15 protein-coding genes are annotated in these 15,006 nt (G+C 72.6%); 6 read left to right on the top strand and 9 right to left on the bottom strand.

The window, feature by feature from the left end:
* The first annotated feature begins 51 nt into the window (after nucleotides 1–51).
* Nucleotides 52–399, top strand: a complete 348-nt coding sequence (locus A3G1_RS33490) for a DUF6401 family natural product biosynthesis protein (RefSeq protein WP_157640949.1) — start codon at nucleotides 52–54, stop codon at nucleotides 397–399.
* A gap of 17 nt (nucleotides 400–416) precedes the next feature.
* Here A3G1_RS33490 and A3G1_RS0106400 read toward each other — a convergent pair whose 3' ends face one another.
* The 3 genes from A3G1_RS0106400 to A3G1_RS0106410 are packed head-to-tail and all read right to left on the bottom strand — an operon-like array spanning nucleotide 417 to nucleotide 3,126.
* Nucleotides 417–1,490, bottom strand: a complete 1,074-nt coding sequence (locus tag A3G1_RS0106400; RefSeq protein ID WP_157640950.1) for a hypothetical protein — start codon at nucleotides 1,488–1,490, stop codon at nucleotides 417–419.
* Nucleotides 1,490–2,197, bottom strand: coding sequence for a TIGR03943 family putative permease subunit (locus A3G1_RS0106405; RefSeq protein WP_026211859.1), 708 nt, complete (start codon nucleotides 2,195–2,197; stop codon nucleotides 1,490–1,492). The genes A3G1_RS0106400 and A3G1_RS0106405 overlap by 1 nt, the downstream gene beginning before the upstream one ends.
* Nucleotides 2,194–3,126, bottom strand: coding sequence for a permease (locus tag A3G1_RS0106410; protein WP_018348643.1), 933 nt, complete (start codon nucleotides 3,124–3,126; stop codon nucleotides 2,194–2,196). The genes A3G1_RS0106405 and A3G1_RS0106410 overlap by 4 nt, the downstream gene beginning before the upstream one ends.
* A gap of 269 nt (nucleotides 3,127–3,395) precedes the next feature.
* On the opposite strand from A3G1_RS0106410, the gene A3G1_RS40070 reads away from it, so the two are divergent.
* Genes A3G1_RS40070 through A3G1_RS33500 form a run of 3 tightly spaced genes read left to right on the top strand, consistent with a single transcriptional unit; the run spans nucleotide 3,396 to nucleotide 5,840 of the window.
* Nucleotides 3,396–4,727: an alpha/beta fold hydrolase gene (locus A3G1_RS40070; protein ID WP_085985673.1), complete on the top strand. Its 1,332-nt coding sequence runs from the start codon at nucleotides 3,396–3,398 to the stop codon at nucleotides 4,725–4,727.
* Complete coding sequence (locus tag A3G1_RS0106420; protein WP_018348645.1) at nucleotides 4,717–5,220, top strand: RNA polymerase sigma factor; 504 nt, start codon at nucleotides 4,717–4,719, stop codon at nucleotides 5,218–5,220. The genes A3G1_RS40070 and A3G1_RS0106420 overlap by 11 nt, the downstream gene beginning before the upstream one ends.
* Nucleotides 5,217–5,840: a hypothetical protein gene (locus tag A3G1_RS33500; RefSeq protein ID WP_211216229.1), complete on the top strand. Its 624-nt coding sequence runs from the start codon at nucleotides 5,217–5,219 to the stop codon at nucleotides 5,838–5,840. Before A3G1_RS0106420 ends, A3G1_RS33500 begins: the two co-directional genes overlap by 4 nt.
* On the opposite strand, the gene A3G1_RS33505 is transcribed toward A3G1_RS33500, so the two are convergent.
* Nucleotides 5,828–6,700 carry a DUF4436 family protein gene (locus A3G1_RS33505; RefSeq protein ID WP_211216230.1) on the bottom strand — a complete coding sequence of 291 codons (873 nt, stop codon included), beginning with the start codon at nucleotides 6,698–6,700 and terminating at the stop codon, nucleotides 5,828–5,830. The genes A3G1_RS33500 and A3G1_RS33505 overlap by 13 nt on opposite strands.
* A 141-nt stretch (nucleotides 6,701–6,841) precedes the next feature.
* Here A3G1_RS33505 and A3G1_RS0106435 point away from each other — a divergent pair, with 141 nt between their 5' ends.
* Nucleotides 6,842–7,516 (top strand): hypothetical protein, encoded by a 675-nt coding sequence (locus tag A3G1_RS0106435; protein ID WP_018348648.1) that lies wholly within the window; start codon nucleotides 6,842–6,844, stop codon nucleotides 7,514–7,516.
* On the opposite strand, the gene A3G1_RS33510 is transcribed toward A3G1_RS0106435, so the two are convergent.
* Nucleotides 7,504–9,240, bottom strand: a complete 1,737-nt coding sequence (locus A3G1_RS33510) for a DUF11 domain-containing protein (RefSeq protein WP_083936779.1) — start codon at nucleotides 9,238–9,240, stop codon at nucleotides 7,504–7,506. The two genes, A3G1_RS0106435 and A3G1_RS33510, sit on opposite strands and share 13 nt — an antisense overlap.
* A gap of 215 nt (nucleotides 9,241–9,455) precedes the next feature.
* On the opposite strand from A3G1_RS33510, the gene trpD reads away from it, so the two are divergent.
* Entirely contained in the window at nucleotides 9,456–10,481 is a 1,026-nt protein-coding gene (gene trpD, locus A3G1_RS0106445) for an anthranilate phosphoribosyltransferase (RefSeq protein ID WP_018348650.1), read from the top strand.
* A gap of 17 nt (nucleotides 10,482–10,498) precedes the next feature.
* On the opposite strand, the gene A3G1_RS0106450 is transcribed toward trpD, so the two are convergent.
* The 4 genes from A3G1_RS0106450 to A3G1_RS33525 form a co-directional block, all read right to left on the bottom strand.
* Nucleotides 10,499–10,726, bottom strand: a complete 228-nt coding sequence (locus A3G1_RS0106450; protein ID WP_018348651.1) for a hypothetical protein — start codon at nucleotides 10,724–10,726, stop codon at nucleotides 10,499–10,501.
* A gap of 166 nt (nucleotides 10,727–10,892) precedes the next feature.
* The gene (locus A3G1_RS33515) at nucleotides 10,893–11,654 is read right to left on the bottom strand and encodes a mechanosensitive ion channel family protein (protein ID WP_157640951.1); all 762 of its coding nucleotides are present in this window, start codon (nucleotides 11,652–11,654) and stop codon (nucleotides 10,893–10,895) included.
* Nucleotides 11,655–11,751: 97 nt separating this feature from the next.
* Entirely contained in the window at nucleotides 11,752–14,685 is a 2,934-nt protein-coding gene (locus A3G1_RS33520; RefSeq protein WP_018348653.1) for a helix-turn-helix transcriptional regulator, read from the bottom strand.
* Nucleotides 14,685–14,864 (bottom strand): hypothetical protein, encoded by a 180-nt coding sequence (locus tag A3G1_RS33525; RefSeq protein ID WP_018348654.1) that lies wholly within the window; start codon nucleotides 14,862–14,864, stop codon nucleotides 14,685–14,687. Before A3G1_RS33525 ends, A3G1_RS33520 begins: the two co-directional genes overlap by 1 nt.
* Nucleotides 14,865–15,006 lie beyond the last annotated feature (142 nt).

Below are 15,006 nucleotides of genomic sequence, written 5' to 3' on the forward strand. Positions count from 1 at the left end.
CGGTCCGGTTGGCGGTAGATGTTCGCCGGGGGCGTGGGTAGCCTCGGGCAGATGCAGGCCCACCCTTCCCACCCCGCCCCCGATACCTCCGCGACCGCCGCCGAGCTGCTCGGCGGCCTGTGGCGGGATCTCGGCGAGCAGGCGAGCACCGCCGCCGGGGTCATCCCGGGCGTCGGCGCCGCGGTCGACCAGCACGCCGCAGCGATCCGTGACGCGCTCAGCGCCGGTGCCGGCGTGATCGGCCCGGTCGCCCTGGCCAGCTACGCGAGCGGGCTCCGTGAGGTGGCCACCGAGCAGGGCTGGGAACTGCCGGCCGCCGTGACCTGGCCGGAGGCCGGCTGGCAGGAGATCCGCCTGGCGGCGGTGTGCCTGCTGGCCCGCCAGCTCGGCCACGTCTGAGCCGCCCGGGACCACCGTCACGGCTTGAGGGTGCGCAGGTCCAGCATGTGCCAGACGATCGCCTCGCCGTCGCCGGTCGACCACATCAGCCAGTCGTCCCGGACGCCGTAGGCGCCAGCCGCCGCGTCGATCCGCACGACCCGCCGGCCAGGGATGTCGTACACGAAAAGTGGCCTGGCCTGGCCCATCACCGTGGAGTGCGCCCCGCCGGCGAAGACCTCGACGTTACTCACCGCGCCGATCGGCTGGGCGCCTGTCCGTGAACGCTGGTCCCCGAACCTGCGCATGTCACTGCCGTCGGCACGGCGCAGTTCGAGGATTCCGTCGTCGCTCGACCGGCACCACTGGGGTCCGCAGTTCAGCCGCCGGCCCTTCACACCGGGTACGCGGAGCACGGCCTTGGTCTCGCCGTTGAGCAGTTCGACGGGTGACCCGGTCGAGCTGACCACCGGGGCCAGCCACGGCCACGCCGCCACGGTGTAGCGGCCCATGACCCGGGTCGTGGTCACAGTGCCGCCGGTGACCGGGATCGAGCGCAGCTCAGTGTCGCCGCCGCGTACCTCCGCGGCCCAGTGGGCGAAGCCGCCAGCGATCTGGAGGTCCAGCGTCCCGACGCGGCCGATCGCTACGCCGGTGTCGCTGGTGAGTACCCGCGCCGGGCCGGCCGCGACATCGGCGGTCCACAGTGTCTGCTGCTGGGTGCCGCCGGGGCCCGCGACGCTGACGAACCAGAAGATCTGCCCGCCAGCCGCCGTGTAGCCGCCGAGCGAGTGGGAGTTGCCGTTGAGGTCCGGCATGAGTTCCCGGGTCCCGGACGGCGTGCGCAGAGCGAACGTCTTCCCGTTGAGCATCCCGGCCACCGTGCCCGGCTCCAGGACCAGCAGCGGGATGAAGGTACTGCCGTCGGCCTGGCTGCTCGGCATGCTGCTCACCTGCGCCGCTGGCCACGCCGTCGCCAGATCGGCCGGTGGTCCCGTGACGGTCATCGCCTCGGCGGGGCCCGCCGGGGCTGGAGCTGGCGCTGGCAGCACGAACAGCACACCGACGGCAGCCAGGGCCGCACCGGTCACAGCGCGAAGTCGGAGGTCCATCAGGATTCGTAAGCCTTCTTCGGGGCCGCGATGGGCGTCACGGCCGTCGCGGCGATGTAGGGCACCTTCTCCGTGCTGACCTCGTCCACGTCGGTGCGCTCGTCGTACTGGCCGACCACCTCGATCCAGCTGTTCGGGACCATCCGGTCGGGCAGCGAGCCGGTGAGCCGTACCTTCACCGGCCGCGCGTCGGCCGCGCAGCAGTTGATCCGGAGCCGGGCCAGGTACGCCTCGCCGCCCGGGCCGGTGATGACGAAGCCGGAGAGCCGCACCGTCCGGCCGGTCAGGGTCCGGCCCTGGTCGAAGATCGCGCGGCTCGCGTAGTCCACAACGGACAGCCGGACCGGGTCGCCCGCGGGCAGTGGAGCGAACTCGTTGCCGGCCGGCGCGGTACCCAGGGCCGAACCGCTGCGGCTCACCGAGAAGCTGCCCAGCGCTGGCGGGGCCAGGAGCAGCATGGCGAGCATCGGTACCATCAGCAGCCACGCGGCGTCGAACCTGCCGCCGTGGTCGTGCTCAGCCTCCGGGTTCTTCCGGAACAGCCCGGCCACCCCAACCAGCGCGACGACGGCCATCGCGCCGCCCGCGACGTAGAGCAGCGGCCACATGCCTTCCTTGACGTAGCGCACATAGGTACCGCTGATGGTGGTCTTCAGGATCGCGCCGCCCACCAGCAGCAGGATCACCGACCGGGTCGCCTGTCTCACCACAGCAACGCTCCTGTCCCTACCGCCACCAGCACCGCGACCACGAGGGTGGCCGGGGCGAACCGGAGCGCGAAGCCCCGGCCGAACGCGCCCACCTGCATCGCGAACAACTTCAGGTCGACCATCGGCCCGACCACGAGGAACACCAGCCGCGACGTGAGCGAGAACTGGGTCAGCGACGCGGCGACGAACGCGTCAGCCTCCGAGCAGATCGACAGCACCACGGCCAGAGCAGCAAGAGCCAGCACAGACAGCACCGGGTTACCGGAGACGGCGCGCAGCCACTCGGCCGGGACCGTCACGTTCAGCGTGGCCGCGGCGAACGCGCCGATCGCGAGGTACCCACCGGCCTGCGTCATGTCGTGCCGGGCCGCGGCGGCGAAGGCCAGCCACTTGTTCTGCCCGGCGTGGTCGTGGTGCCGTGGCTGGCGCAGCCAGTCCGACCGGCCCAGCCGCACCCACAGCCAGCCCATGATGACGGCGACCAGCAGGCTGGCGCCGAAGCGCGCGGCGACCATCGACGGCTGGTTCGGGAAGGCCACGTAGGTCGACACCATCACGACCGGGTTGATCGCGGGCGCTGACAGCAGGAACGCGAGCGCCGCGCCCGGCGTGACCCCCCGGCGGACCAGCGCGCCGGCCACCGGTACCGACGCGCACTCGCAGCCGGGCAGGATGCCGCCGGCGAGCCCTGCTGCCGGTACGGCCAGCGCCGGGTGCTTCGGCAGCGCCCTGGAGAAGAAGGCCGGCGGGACGAACACGGCGATCGCCGCCGACAGCAGCGTACCGAGCGCCACGAACGGCATCGCCTGGATGACGATCGAGATGAACACCGTGGTCCAGCTCTGGAGCAGCGGCGTGCTCATCGCGTCCGACAGCAGCCCCCGGCCGAGCATCGCGAGCACGAGGAGGGCGAGGAGCACCTCCACCGAGCGCACTGTCCGGCGTCTCGGTGGCGTGGGCTGACTCTGGGCCGGTCGCCGGGTGGTCTGGGTTTGCACGTGCAGAAGGTACCGGCTGGGTTTCAGGAACTGAAGGGGTGAAAACCCTATAACGGACTCGTTATCTCGCCCAAGTGTGACCGAACCAGGACAAGATCATCAACCACTGTGGTCTGTGGCCCAGGTCATGGGGAACCTTCTGGCGTGCGGCCCCCTCCTGGGGTGGTGAAGGGCTAACGCCACTCTCGGGAGGGAACATGGACAGAATCCGGTTGGGCACTGCGGCCGGCGGGGTGCTCGCCGTTGACGCGGTGCTGCATCTGGTCTGGGCGACCGGGATCACCTGGCCAGCCAGTGACACGCGTGCGTTGTCGCACGCGCTGCTCGGCACGTCTGGTGCGCCGTTCACACCACGCGTCCTGCTGACGCTCGCCGCGATTCTCCTCACCGGGGCGGCGTGCGTGGTTGCCGCTTCGCGGGACAGGGGCGGCCTGATCGCCCGGCTGGGCGCGCTCGCCGTCGCCTGTGGCCTGCTGACCAGAGGACTGATCGGCGCCGGGTGGGCCGCAGGGCTGGGTTTCGGTCCCGGCAGTGCCTTCTACTGGCTCAACCTTTTCGTGTACGTGCCGCTGTGCCTCGCGGCCGGGATCGCCACTCTGCTGGTGACGAGGATGCCGCGCTGGCTGGCGGCGTTCCCGGCCGTCCTGGTGGTGGCCCTGCTCTGGGGCGCGTATGGCTGGAGTCCCGCCGAGCAGCGCGACCACCGGCCGCCGGCCGACGGGCAGTTCGCGGAGACGGCGCTGGCCCGGTTCCACTACGTGCGGGCGGGCAGCGGGACGCCGGTCGTGCTGCTCTCACCGGGAGCCGCCTCGACCTTCGCCTGGCGGCCACAGCTCGACGCGCTGCGCGCACGGCACACGGTGTACATAGTGGACCTTCCTGGGCAGGGCTTCACCGAGCTGCGCGCCAGGGACTTCACGTGGGACCTGGACGGGATGACCCGGGCAGTGGGGGCGTTCCTCGACGCGATGGGCATCGAGAAGGCCGCGCTCGGCGGCAACTCGTGGAGCGGAGGCTGGGCGCTCGCCTACGCCCAGCGGTACCCGGCGCGGGTCACAGCCCTCGCCCTGCTCGCACCGTCCGGGCTGGACGAGAAGGATCCGCCGGCCTGGGAGCTGATGAAGTACCCGATCGCCGGCGAGCTGATGGCCAGCGCCGGCGCGGCCAGCCGGTCGAGCACGGCCTCGGCGGTCCGGGGGCTGTTCGGGCATCCCGAGCTGGTGACGGAGGCGATGGTGGACGAGATGTGGGCCCCCGGCACGTTCACGGCGAACCGCAAGTCCGCCTACCTGCTCGAACGGGGGCTGGACTGGCGGGAGACCCAGGCCGCGCTGGGCAGGACGAGCACCCCGGCGCTGATCCTGTGGGGCTCCGGGGACACCGTGCTGCCGGTCTGGCAGGCCGCCAGGTACCGGGAGCTGATGCCCTCGGCCACAGTGACCGTTCTCGACGGCTGCGGGCACGCGCTGACCCTCGACTGTGCACAGCCGGTGGCCAGCCTGATGGCAGACTTCCTCCATGCTCACTGAGCGAGGGCCCGCGCTCGTCCGGGCCGCCCAGCACGGCGACACCCTCGCCATGCACGACCTCCTCGACGAGCTCACGCCGTACGTGGCCCGGATCTGCGCCGGCATCGCCCTGCACGAGGCCGCCGACGCGACGCAGGAGACCCTGATCGCGGTGTTCCGCACCCTGCGGAAGCTCCGCGACCCGGAAGCACTGCGCGGCTGGGTCCGGATCATCGCGGTCCGGGAGGCCGTCCGGGTCGCCAAGCGCACCGGCGGCCCGGGCGGAACGGTCGACCCCGAGCTGGCTCCGGCACGCGGCGAGCCGGAGCTGGCGGCGGACGTGCGGGCCGTGCTCTCCGGCCTCAGCCCGGAACACCGCGCGATCCTCACCCTCCGCGACCTGGAGGGCATGGACGAGCGGGCGACGGCCGAGCTGCTCGCCGTGTCCACCGGCACCGTCAAGTCGCGCCTGCACCGGGCGCGGGCCAGTTTCCGGAAGGCATGGACATCATGAACATCGATGACAGGGACAATGCCGGCCGGCGCACAACCGGCGGCGGAGACGTGGACGGCGTGGGCTCGGACGGCATGGAGGCGGGAGCCACGGGCATGGGTGGCAGGGAAGCTGGCGGCACTGGCGCAGGTCGTACGGACGCAAACGCGGAGCCCGGGGTGGACGCCTACGCCTACGACATGGCTGGCGTCATCGACCCGGTGGCCCGGCTGCGCGTCCTGGCCGCCGGGATTCCCGGTGCCCGGGTGCTGGAGCACCGGATCGAGGTGTCGTTCCCGCAGGTGTGGCGGGTGATGTCCGATCTGGAGGGCGACTTCGGGCGGTTCCAGCCGGACATGACCGGCGTGACGGTCCTCGGGCGGGACGGCGACCGGGTGACGGCGCTGGCGCGCAGCCGGTGGGGGTTCCGGGCGCGGCTGGAGGGCGTGGTCCGGCCGGGCTGGTGCTGGTTGCAGAGCCGGTTCCTGATCATCGGGATGGCCGCGGTGCCGGCGGGCGACGGCGCGACCCGGGTGGCGCTGACCGGCGGGGTCCGGGTGCCGGGGCGGGCGATGATCGTGCCGGTGGGAGCGCGGCGGGAGCTGCGGAGGGCGCTGACCAAGCTGGATCAGCTGGTGTGAGGTGCGGCGGCCCGCTCCACCCGGATGCCGTAGGCGGCGACGGCGACCACGCAGACGGAGATGACACCCTCGGCCCACAGGAAGGCGGTGTAGTCGAGGATCGAGCCGATCGGCGGTGAGCCGGGGGCGGCGTTCCGGAAGCCGACCAGGGCGAACAGGGTCGCCGCCATCCAGCCCAGCGCCGGCCAGACCAGGCCGCGCTTCTGGTCGACGATCACCCAGCTCGCGCCGAGGACAGCCAGGCTCGTCGCCCACATCGCCGCCATCATGAACCACGCGAAGATCAGTGTGGAACGTGACCGGCTGAACCGGATCTCCAGCGTCGCCGAGCTGTCCTCGTTCCCCCGGCGCTCGATCCTCGGCGTGAAGAACGGGTCGACGTCGGTGAGTTCCATGGACACCGGCACCTGCCGGCCCCCAGCCTCCGCCCAGAATCCGATCAGTGTCCTGTACCGGTCGAAGGGATAGTCCGAGATCCCGCCGGTGCTCTCCAGCCCGACCTTGATGTCCTGTATGGACACCCGATCCCCGGCCGGCAGCTTGATCTGGCCCTGGGCCAGCGAGGAGGTCTCCACGACGATGTCCGAGGACGAGATCAGCTCGTTGCCGTTCTCGCGGAGGTTGCCGAGCGGCAGGACCAGCACCCGCAGGTGCAGCTCACGGGCCGCCGGGTTGACCTGCTGCACGCTCGCCTCGATGTGGACGCCGTCGGTGATCCGGCCGGTGCCCGCGAAGTGGGTCTGCTGACGGGTGTCGCGCTCGGCGGAGTACAGGAGGAGACCGAGCAGCGCCACCAGGACGCACGCGGCGGCCACGGCCACGTGCCGGACAGCCCTCCCCCGCGGTTTCCTCCCTGCCACGGGAACCATCTTCGCAGCTCAGGAGCAGGAAGGCGGCGATTGCCACGCTTCGCGCCCACACCACGTCACAGGATGCCGGGCTGGACCGGCCCAGCCAGCTCCCCGCAGGCCGGGCCGGGACGTTGGCTAGGATCGGCCACCGTGGACACTGCTGCGCCTGACCTGGCTGGCCTGAAGGCTGCCGTCGCCGAGTTCGCCGCGTACTCGCGGCCCGACCAGACCTGGGCCACGCTGCTCGCCGCGACCGCGCCGTCGATCGACCCCGGCCAGGCCGGGCACCGGACGGCGCTGCACGCCTGGCTCAACGCCTGGGGCTGCCGGATCAGGTACCCGCGCGAGGGCGAGCCGGACGTGTTCAGTGACGGCCTGGCCGCGTGGTGGGATGACTGGTCGGGCCGGCTGCCGTCCCCCGAGCTGGCCCTGGCTGACCTCGACGACGCCGCGATCAGCGGGATCGGCGAGTGTTTCGCCGCGCTGAGCGCGATGCCGGCCGCCCTCGCGAAACGTCCGCGCCCGCTCGGCCCGACGGCCGCCGCGAAGCTGTTCTTCGCGCTGCGCCCGCTGGCCGTCATGCCGTGGGACGAGGCGATCGCGCTGCGGCTGCACGGCGCGCGCGACGGGGCGGCGTTCGCCGCGCACCAGGCTCTCGGCCGTGACTGGGCGCAGAAGGTCGCCGCCGAGGCCCAGGTGAGCACCGCCGGGCTGCCGGAGCTTCTCGGCCGCCCCGAGCGCCCGCTGACGAAGATCCTCGATGACTACTGCTACCTCGTCTTCACCCGGGACGCGGCCGGCCAAGAAGTGAGTCAGGATCTCTGACAGCTGATCACGAGCGCGCTCTCGACGTCACACTCCACGCTCGCGGTGTCGTTGCCCGGTTCCGGGTCGGCCGGGCTGCTCGCGGCTCGGGCCGCCGTCACCGTCACCGGTAGCCCGACCGTCGCGAGGCCGTAGGTCACCACGATCTGCCTGCGATGAGACTGCCCTTCGCCAAGAGCCGGCACCGGGCAGGCAACGGCATTCAAGCCCGGCATGTCCGCACAGGAAGGTGCCGAGATCTGCGCGCTGACCGGCACGTGCAGGGTCACCGTCCCGCTCGCCACTCCCGCTGGCCCGTGGTTCACCACCTCGATGGTGTACCGCACGGCGGGGTTCAGCAGCTCGGCCTCAGCGCTCAGCCCCACCCCCAGGTCGGCCTCCTCCGGCGGGGCCGAGGCGAGCGTCCACGTCTCCCCCGCCGCGAACACCGGGTACCCGGTCAGGAACCGGCCGCACGGCGCCGTCCCGCCAGCCGCGCACACGGGCGTCGGCACGTACCGGCTTCCGGCGCCGGTACCGTCGCCGAGCTGGCCGGTGTGGTTCGACCCCCACGCGTGGAGTACGCCGCCGGACAGGGCGAGGCTGTGCCCGCCGTTGCTGTCGATCTTCGTCGCGTGCAGGTACGTGGCGCACGGCGCCGTCGCCCCGGCCGCGCACACCCGCCCGGGGAAGGCCAGCTCATGCGTGTCGCCGTACCCGAGCTGGCCGACGGCGTTGTTGCCCCAGCTGTGCACGACGCCGCCCGCGATGGCCAGGACGTGGGTACCGCTGGACGACACCGCTGTCACGTCGGACAGGAACCGCGTGCACGGTGAGGCCGAGTCCGGGGCGCAGACCCTGACCGGGGTCAGGGCGGTCGGCAGGTGCATGTTGCCGAGCTGGCCGAGCGTGTTGCTGCCCCACGCGAGCAGTTCCCTGCCGCTCGTGATCGCGTAGCTGTTGTTGACACCGCCCGCCGACACAGCAGTGATGCCGCTGAGGAACGACGTGCAGGGCGCCGCCGTACCAGGCGCGCACACCTTGACCGGGGTCGCCCTGGGCGTTTCCGTGCCGTCTCCCAGCTGCCCGTAGCCGTTGTTGCCCCAGGCGTAGACCACGCCACCGGCCACTGCCAGCATGTGCTGGCGATCTGTGTCCACTGTGGCCACTCCGGCTAGGAACGTCGTGCACGGCACGGCAGCACCGGCCGCGCAGACCCTGCCCGGCAGCGCCCGCATGGTGTTCGTGCCGTCCCCGAGCTGACCAGCCCCGTTGTCACCCCACGTCACCACCGACCCGTCCGCCAGCACGGCCGCGCTTTCCGCCGCTCCTGCCGACACGGCCCGCACTCCGCTGAGGAAGGATGTGCAGGGCACGACGGCCCCGGCCGCGCAGACCCGCACCGGAGTGCGCCGGTCCACCGTCGTACCGTCGCCGAGCTGCCCCCGGTCGTTGCGGCCCCACGCGAGGACTGTCCCGTCCGGCATCAGCGCGAGGCTGTGGGCCGCTCCGCCCGACAGGGCCGTAGCCGCGCCGAGCCCGGCCGGGCATCCGGAGGCGGCGCACACCGCGCCTGGCACGTCCCGGCCGGCCGTCCCGCCGTCGCCCAAGGTCCCGTGGATATTGCTTCCCCAGCTCAACGTGCTCCCGGCCTCGGCCCCAGCCCCGGCCGGAGCCACTCCCGGCACAGCGGTGACCACCACGCACACTGCAGCGACGAAGAATCTGCGGATCATGAGCAACATGGCGAAATCGTACAAATTCCATCTTGTACTGACCCCGCGACACTGCGCTAGAGTGACGGTATGTTCGTGTCGCAGTGGTGGTGGCCCGCCGGGTAGGCGGTCCCCCTGTGACGTGATTCCTCGTCCGTCCGGCCGCCTCAGGTGAGGCGGCCGTCGCGCGTTCAGCGGGACGGGGACACGGGCCTCACCAGGCAACTGAGTTCCTGGAGTAGCCGATGACCAGCCCACGTATCCTGACCGCCATCCTGTCCGGCCAGTCCCTGACCTTCGAGCAGGCGGCCGAGGCGATGGACGAGATCTGCCGTGGCGACACGGGTCCAGCGGCCCTGGCCGCGTTCCTCACCGCGCTGCGAGCCAAGGGCGTCACGGCCGCCGAGCTGGGCGGCTTCGCCCAGGCCATCGCCGCGCACGCGATCCCCGTGGACGTACCCGGCCCGATCGTCGACCTGGCCGGCACCGGCGGCGACACGGCCAGGACCGTCAACATCTCCACGATGGCGGCCATCGTGGTGGCCGGAGCCGGGGCGCGGGTCGTCAAGCACGGCAGCCGGGCCGCTTCGGCGGCGGCCGGGAGCGCCGACGTGCTCGAAGCGCTCGGCGGGCGCCTCGACCTGAGCCCGGAACAGGTCGCGGTGGTGGCTCAGGAAGCCGGGCTCACGTTCTGTTTCGCCGCCCGGTTCCATCCGGCGATGCGGCACGCGGCACCCGTGAGGCGGGAGCTCGGGATCCCGACCGTGTTCAACCTGCTCGGCCCGCTGTCCAATCCGGCGCGCCCCGGCTATCAGGCCCTCGGCACGTCGGACCTCGCGATGGCTCCCGTGCTCGCCGCGACCCTGGCGGCCCGGGGCACCTCGGCACTGGTCGTGCGCGGCGACGACGGGCTCGACGAGCTGACCGTCACCACCACGTCACGAGTCTGGGAGGTACGGGACGGGCTGGTCACCGAGCACCGGCTCGACCCCGGCGACCTCGGCATCGCCCGGTGCGCGCCGTCGGCGTTGCGGGGCGGGGATGCCGCCTTCAACGCTGACGTCGCGCGGCGGGTGCTCGGGGGCGAGGCTGGCCCGGTACGAGATGCGGTTGTCCTGAACGCGGCAGCGGCACTCGCCGCACTGGACAGCGGTGCCGGCCCGCTGATCGGCCGGCTGCGGTCAGCGGCGGACCGGTGCGCGCAGGCCATCGACTCGGGCGCGGCCCAGGCGGCACTGGACCGGTGGGTGAAGGTCAGCGCGGCGCAGTAGCTCGGGCGGGGCCGGGGCTAGAGACCGCCTGGGCCGCCGCCGTTCAGGTTGGAGGCGTTGTACGCCGAGGCCTGCTCGAAGGCAGCACCGGCCTCGCTGGCCCCGGCCGGCACGACCGGCTGGCCGGCCTGGCGGAAGTCCTCGTACATCGGGGCCGGCCGGTTCCGCTCGCGGTAGAACAGCCAGGTGAGCGGGACACCGAAGAGCAGGACAGCGGCGATAGCCCAGGCGGAGAGTGCCCCCATGACGACCCTTCCCGAACGCTGCAGATCGAAACCTCGTGGCCCACTTTTGTAGCACCTGGCGACGCGGAAATCTGCCCCGTCAGGTCACAGGCTGGCCACCGCCCGGGCAGCACGAAGCCCCGGTGACCTCGCGGGTCACCGGGGCTGATGCGTGTGCCGCCAGCGGCTAGCGGGCCATCGGCGGCGTCTCGTGCCGGACGGTCGCGGCGGCCTCGGCGGCAGCGGTGGCGTCGCGGCGGCCGGCCTGGTGGGCCTGCAGCTGCTCGCTCATCATCTGCGACTCCGTCTCGGCGCGGCCCAGCCACCGCTCCCAGCGGCCCTGCATCGGGCGGATCATGCCGCCGCCCATGCCGACCACCAGGATGCCGCCGACCGTGGCGAGCACGGCGATCAGGACCGGGGTGGTGACCGTGGTGGCGATGCCGACCTGGTTCAGGGCGGCGATCACGCCGACGGCGAGGATGAAGACGCTGGCCAGGTTGCCCAGCAGCTTGCCGTAGGACATGCCGGACAGCGCGTTCGTCACCATGTCCTTGACGGCGGAGGCGATGGCTGCGGCGACCACGACGATCACGATGGCCACGGCGGCACGCGGCAGCCAGGCGACGATCCCCTCGATCAGGCCGGACACCGGGTTCGGGCCCCAGACGCCGAAGGCGAGCTGGAGGGTGAACAGCAGCACGGCGTAGTAGACCAGCATGGACAGCATGTCGGACGCGGTGTACTTGCTGCGTGACAGCGCCTGGCGGAGCGCGCCGCGCTCGGCCACCCGGTCGAAGCCGACCCGCTGGAGCAGCTTGCTCACCACGTTGCGCAGCACCCGGGCCACGATCCAGCCGATCAGCAGGATCACCAGGAATCCTACGAGCTTCGGCACGAACAGCAGCACCGATCGCCACATGTCCGTCAACGCGGCATTGATATCCATCACGCCTCCTCATGGGCGGGGTTATCTGCTCGATACCCGGCCATGCTGCATGTCATCCTTTTGCTTTCGGCCCCATTAGACCACCTATGTGGCTTTTTCAAGGCGAGTTGGGAAACGTGTTGGTGTTTTTTGGCGGTACCAGCGGCGCGGCCGGCCCGGCATACGCGCTCAGGGCGGCCCGGTCCCTGAGCCCGAGCTTGCGGATCAGGCTGGCGACGTGCTTCTCCACCGTCCGGGAGGAAATGAACAGCCGCCGGCCGATCTCCGGGTTGGACAGCCGTTCGGCCGCCAGGGCGAGCACCTCCGCCTCGCGTACCGAGACTCCGCGTTCGCGCAGCCCCGCCGGTATGTGCTCCCAGCCGCGCCGGTACTGCGGGACGGCCGTCCCCGCCCGGCGGAGTCCGGTGCGGCAGGCACCCGCCACGGTGGCCAGGCCGGCGCCCCGGAAGTACGCCTCAGCCTGGCGGAGCCAGGAGACCGGGTCGCCCCAGCCGTCCGCTGTGGCCGGACCGGCAGCCAGCCTCAGCACCAGGTGGCGGGCGACCGGAAAGGCGGCTCCGGCCGCCGTCGCCTCCGCGAACGCGTCCGAGGCCGCCACGATCTCGCCGTCGCGGCCGAGCAGCACAGCGCGGGCCGCCGAACGGAACTGCCGGTTCCACGCCAGCTCGCTCTGCGGGTGCACTGCCACCTCCTCGTACCCGGGCCAGCCTTCCTCCTCGTCGAGCACGGCGAGCAGCAGCCGCAGCCCGTACCGGCCGGACAGGCTGTGCGGGCTGTGCCCGGCCGACTCGGCGGCCCAGCTGCGATCCAGCTCCGCCCGCGCCCGGGGCCGGTCCTCCTCCAGCAGCGCGCAGAAGGCCCGGCCGAGCCCCCAGCCGATCGGCTGCAGGTGGGTGCCGGCCCCGCCCAGCTCCGTCAGGTGCTCACAGTGCCGGTCGAGTTCCCGGCGCTGGCCGCGCTGGCCCGCCGCGATCAGCCGGGCGAGGACCAGGTACCTGTGCAGGTGCGCGCTGCCGATCCGGCCGGAGAGCTCGGCGCACGGCCCGGCCAGCCGGTCGGCCTCGGCGTAGTCGGCACGCAGTACGGCGGCCATGACCCGGAGGCTGTCCGTCGCGCACAGCAGCGGCAGTGCCCCGAGCCGGCTGGCTTCCGTACTCGCCGCCGCCAGGCCCCCGGCGCTCCCGTCGCGGAGGAAGTCGTTGACGCCCAGGTAGCAGAGGGCGTCCGCCCGCCACAGCGGAAGGTCGTGGCTGGTGGCGATGCCGAGCAGCTGGCGGAAGGCCCGGTCGGAGCTGTCCAGCCCGGTCCTGCGGCCCAGCATGCCGAGCACGGCGAGAGCCTGGCAGGCCGTCTCCGGCTCCGGGGCAGCGGTCAGCGCCCGTTGTGCGAGTGCTCCGGCCGAGGCGGCTTCCTGGCCGGGAAGGTCCTGCCGGAGCAGCGCTTCCGCCGCGTCGAGAAGAGCAGCGTTCTCCGTGCCGTCGCCGGGCAGCGCCCGGGCCGCCGCGATGTGCACGAGCCCGTCACGCCACCGCCCCGACGCGGCAGCGGCCTCGGCCAGCCGGGCGAAGAGCCCAGCCGCCGTACCCGGCGGGCAGTCCCGGGCGGCCTCGGCGACCGCCGGAGCCAGGACCAGGGCGCGACCGGGCTGACCGGCGTCGATGAGAGCGCGCAGCAGCGGTACGAGAATCGCGCTGTTCTTCCCCAGCAGCTCCATCGCCTGTTCGAGATACGAGACGGCGGAGGCGGGCGCGCCCTTGGCCAGCGCTCGGGTACCGGCCTCGGCGAAGAGCCGTCCGGCCGCCGGGCGGTCCCCGGCCGTGAGGTGCAGGCCCGCCACCCGGTAGCACCAGCTGTCCGGGAGTCCAGGGTGGACGGACAGGATCTCGGCGGCGGCGCGGGCAGCGAGCACTGATCGTTCGTGCGGGAGCATCGGGGCCAGGAGCGCCTCGGCCGCGAGGGCGTGCCGGAAGCGGAACCAGCCCGGGCCTTCGTCGCCGGGCAGCAGCAGCCGGGTCTCCAGCGCCTCGCCGAGCAGCGCGTTCACCCGGTCGCCGCCGAGCCCCGCGACCGCGCCGGCCAGCCAGGCCGGGAATGACGATCCGCAGGTCGCCCCGGCCCGCAGCAGGCTCAGGCCGTCCTGCTCGCTGCCGTCCGCAGCTCCGAGGCCGAGCTGTGCCGCGCGTTCCCGCATGCTCCGGGCCAGACTGACTGTCGGCGCGGCCGGCAGCTCCCCGCCGGCGGCGGCCCAGCCGCCGGGCACCGGGCTGAGATGACCGGAGCTGACCAGGCCGGCGAGCAGTTCCTCCACGACGAACGGGACGCCGCCACTCGACCGGGTCAGCAGCGCGGCCAGGGCTTCCGGCAGCAGGTGCGGCCCGGTGCCCAGGCAGCCGGCCGCCAGCTCCATGACGGACTCGTCCGGCAGCGGCTCCAGCTCGATCAGCTCGGCGGAACGCCTGCCGCTGGCCGACAGCGCCAGCCCGGCTCCGGGAGACCGGCCGGGCCGGACCGTGCCGAGCAGCCACACCGGTCCGGTGATCGCGTCCGTGACGTAGTCGAGCACCGCCAGGGTCTCCCGGTCGGCCTCGTGCAGGTCCTCGGCGATCAGGAGGCAGCCGGCCGGTACGGCGGCGGCCAGCAGGCGCAGCATCGACTCCCCCATCACCAACGGGGAACCCGGCCGTTCCACGGGCACCGCAGTGCTCCACTGTGGTACGAGGCGGCCGAGAACAGGCAGGTACGGCGCGAGGGCCGGATCGGTCACCGGCCCGCTGACCCGGAGCAGCCCGAGCAGCATCTCGACCACCGGCCGCCACGGCTCGCCCTGCACGGCGCGGCCCCGCAGCACGGTCAGCCCGGCCTGGGTGGCGAGCGCCCCGGCCTCCGCCGCGAGGCGGGACTTGCCGATGCCGGCCTCCCCCAGGAGGTACGCGGCGCGGGGCCCCTCCGCCGGGCCGGGCAGGCCGAGCCACCTGGTGAGCCGGGCCAGTTCCGCCGCCCGGCCGGTCAGCCCGGCCTGTCCCAGGCCCATCAGCGAGCTGGCCCGTCCTCGCCCAGCCCCGCCATGAGTGTCGTACAGCCGTAGGTGGGGTTGGTGCTGGTGTGCGGCCCGGCGATGCTCAGCTCGGCCAGGCTGATCTCCCCGGCCGGGTGCCAGCCGGTCCGCAGCTCGGGGTCCTTCCACCCGCGCAGCAGTTCCTCAGTGGTCATGGTTTCCCGCCTTCCGTACTCACCCAGGGGTACCCGGGAGTCCACCCGAGCCAGCCCAGAGTGCTGCGTGCCGGGCTCACGCACATGGGGATCAGGCCCCCAGTATTTTCGGGTCGCCGGTCATGTCAGCCGATATCCGTCT

The organism is Longispora albida DSM 44784 (assembly GCF_000379825.1).
In the GTDB taxonomy this organism is placed as follows: Bacteria; Actinomycetota; Actinomycetes; order Mycobacteriales; family Micromonosporaceae; genus Longispora; species Longispora albida.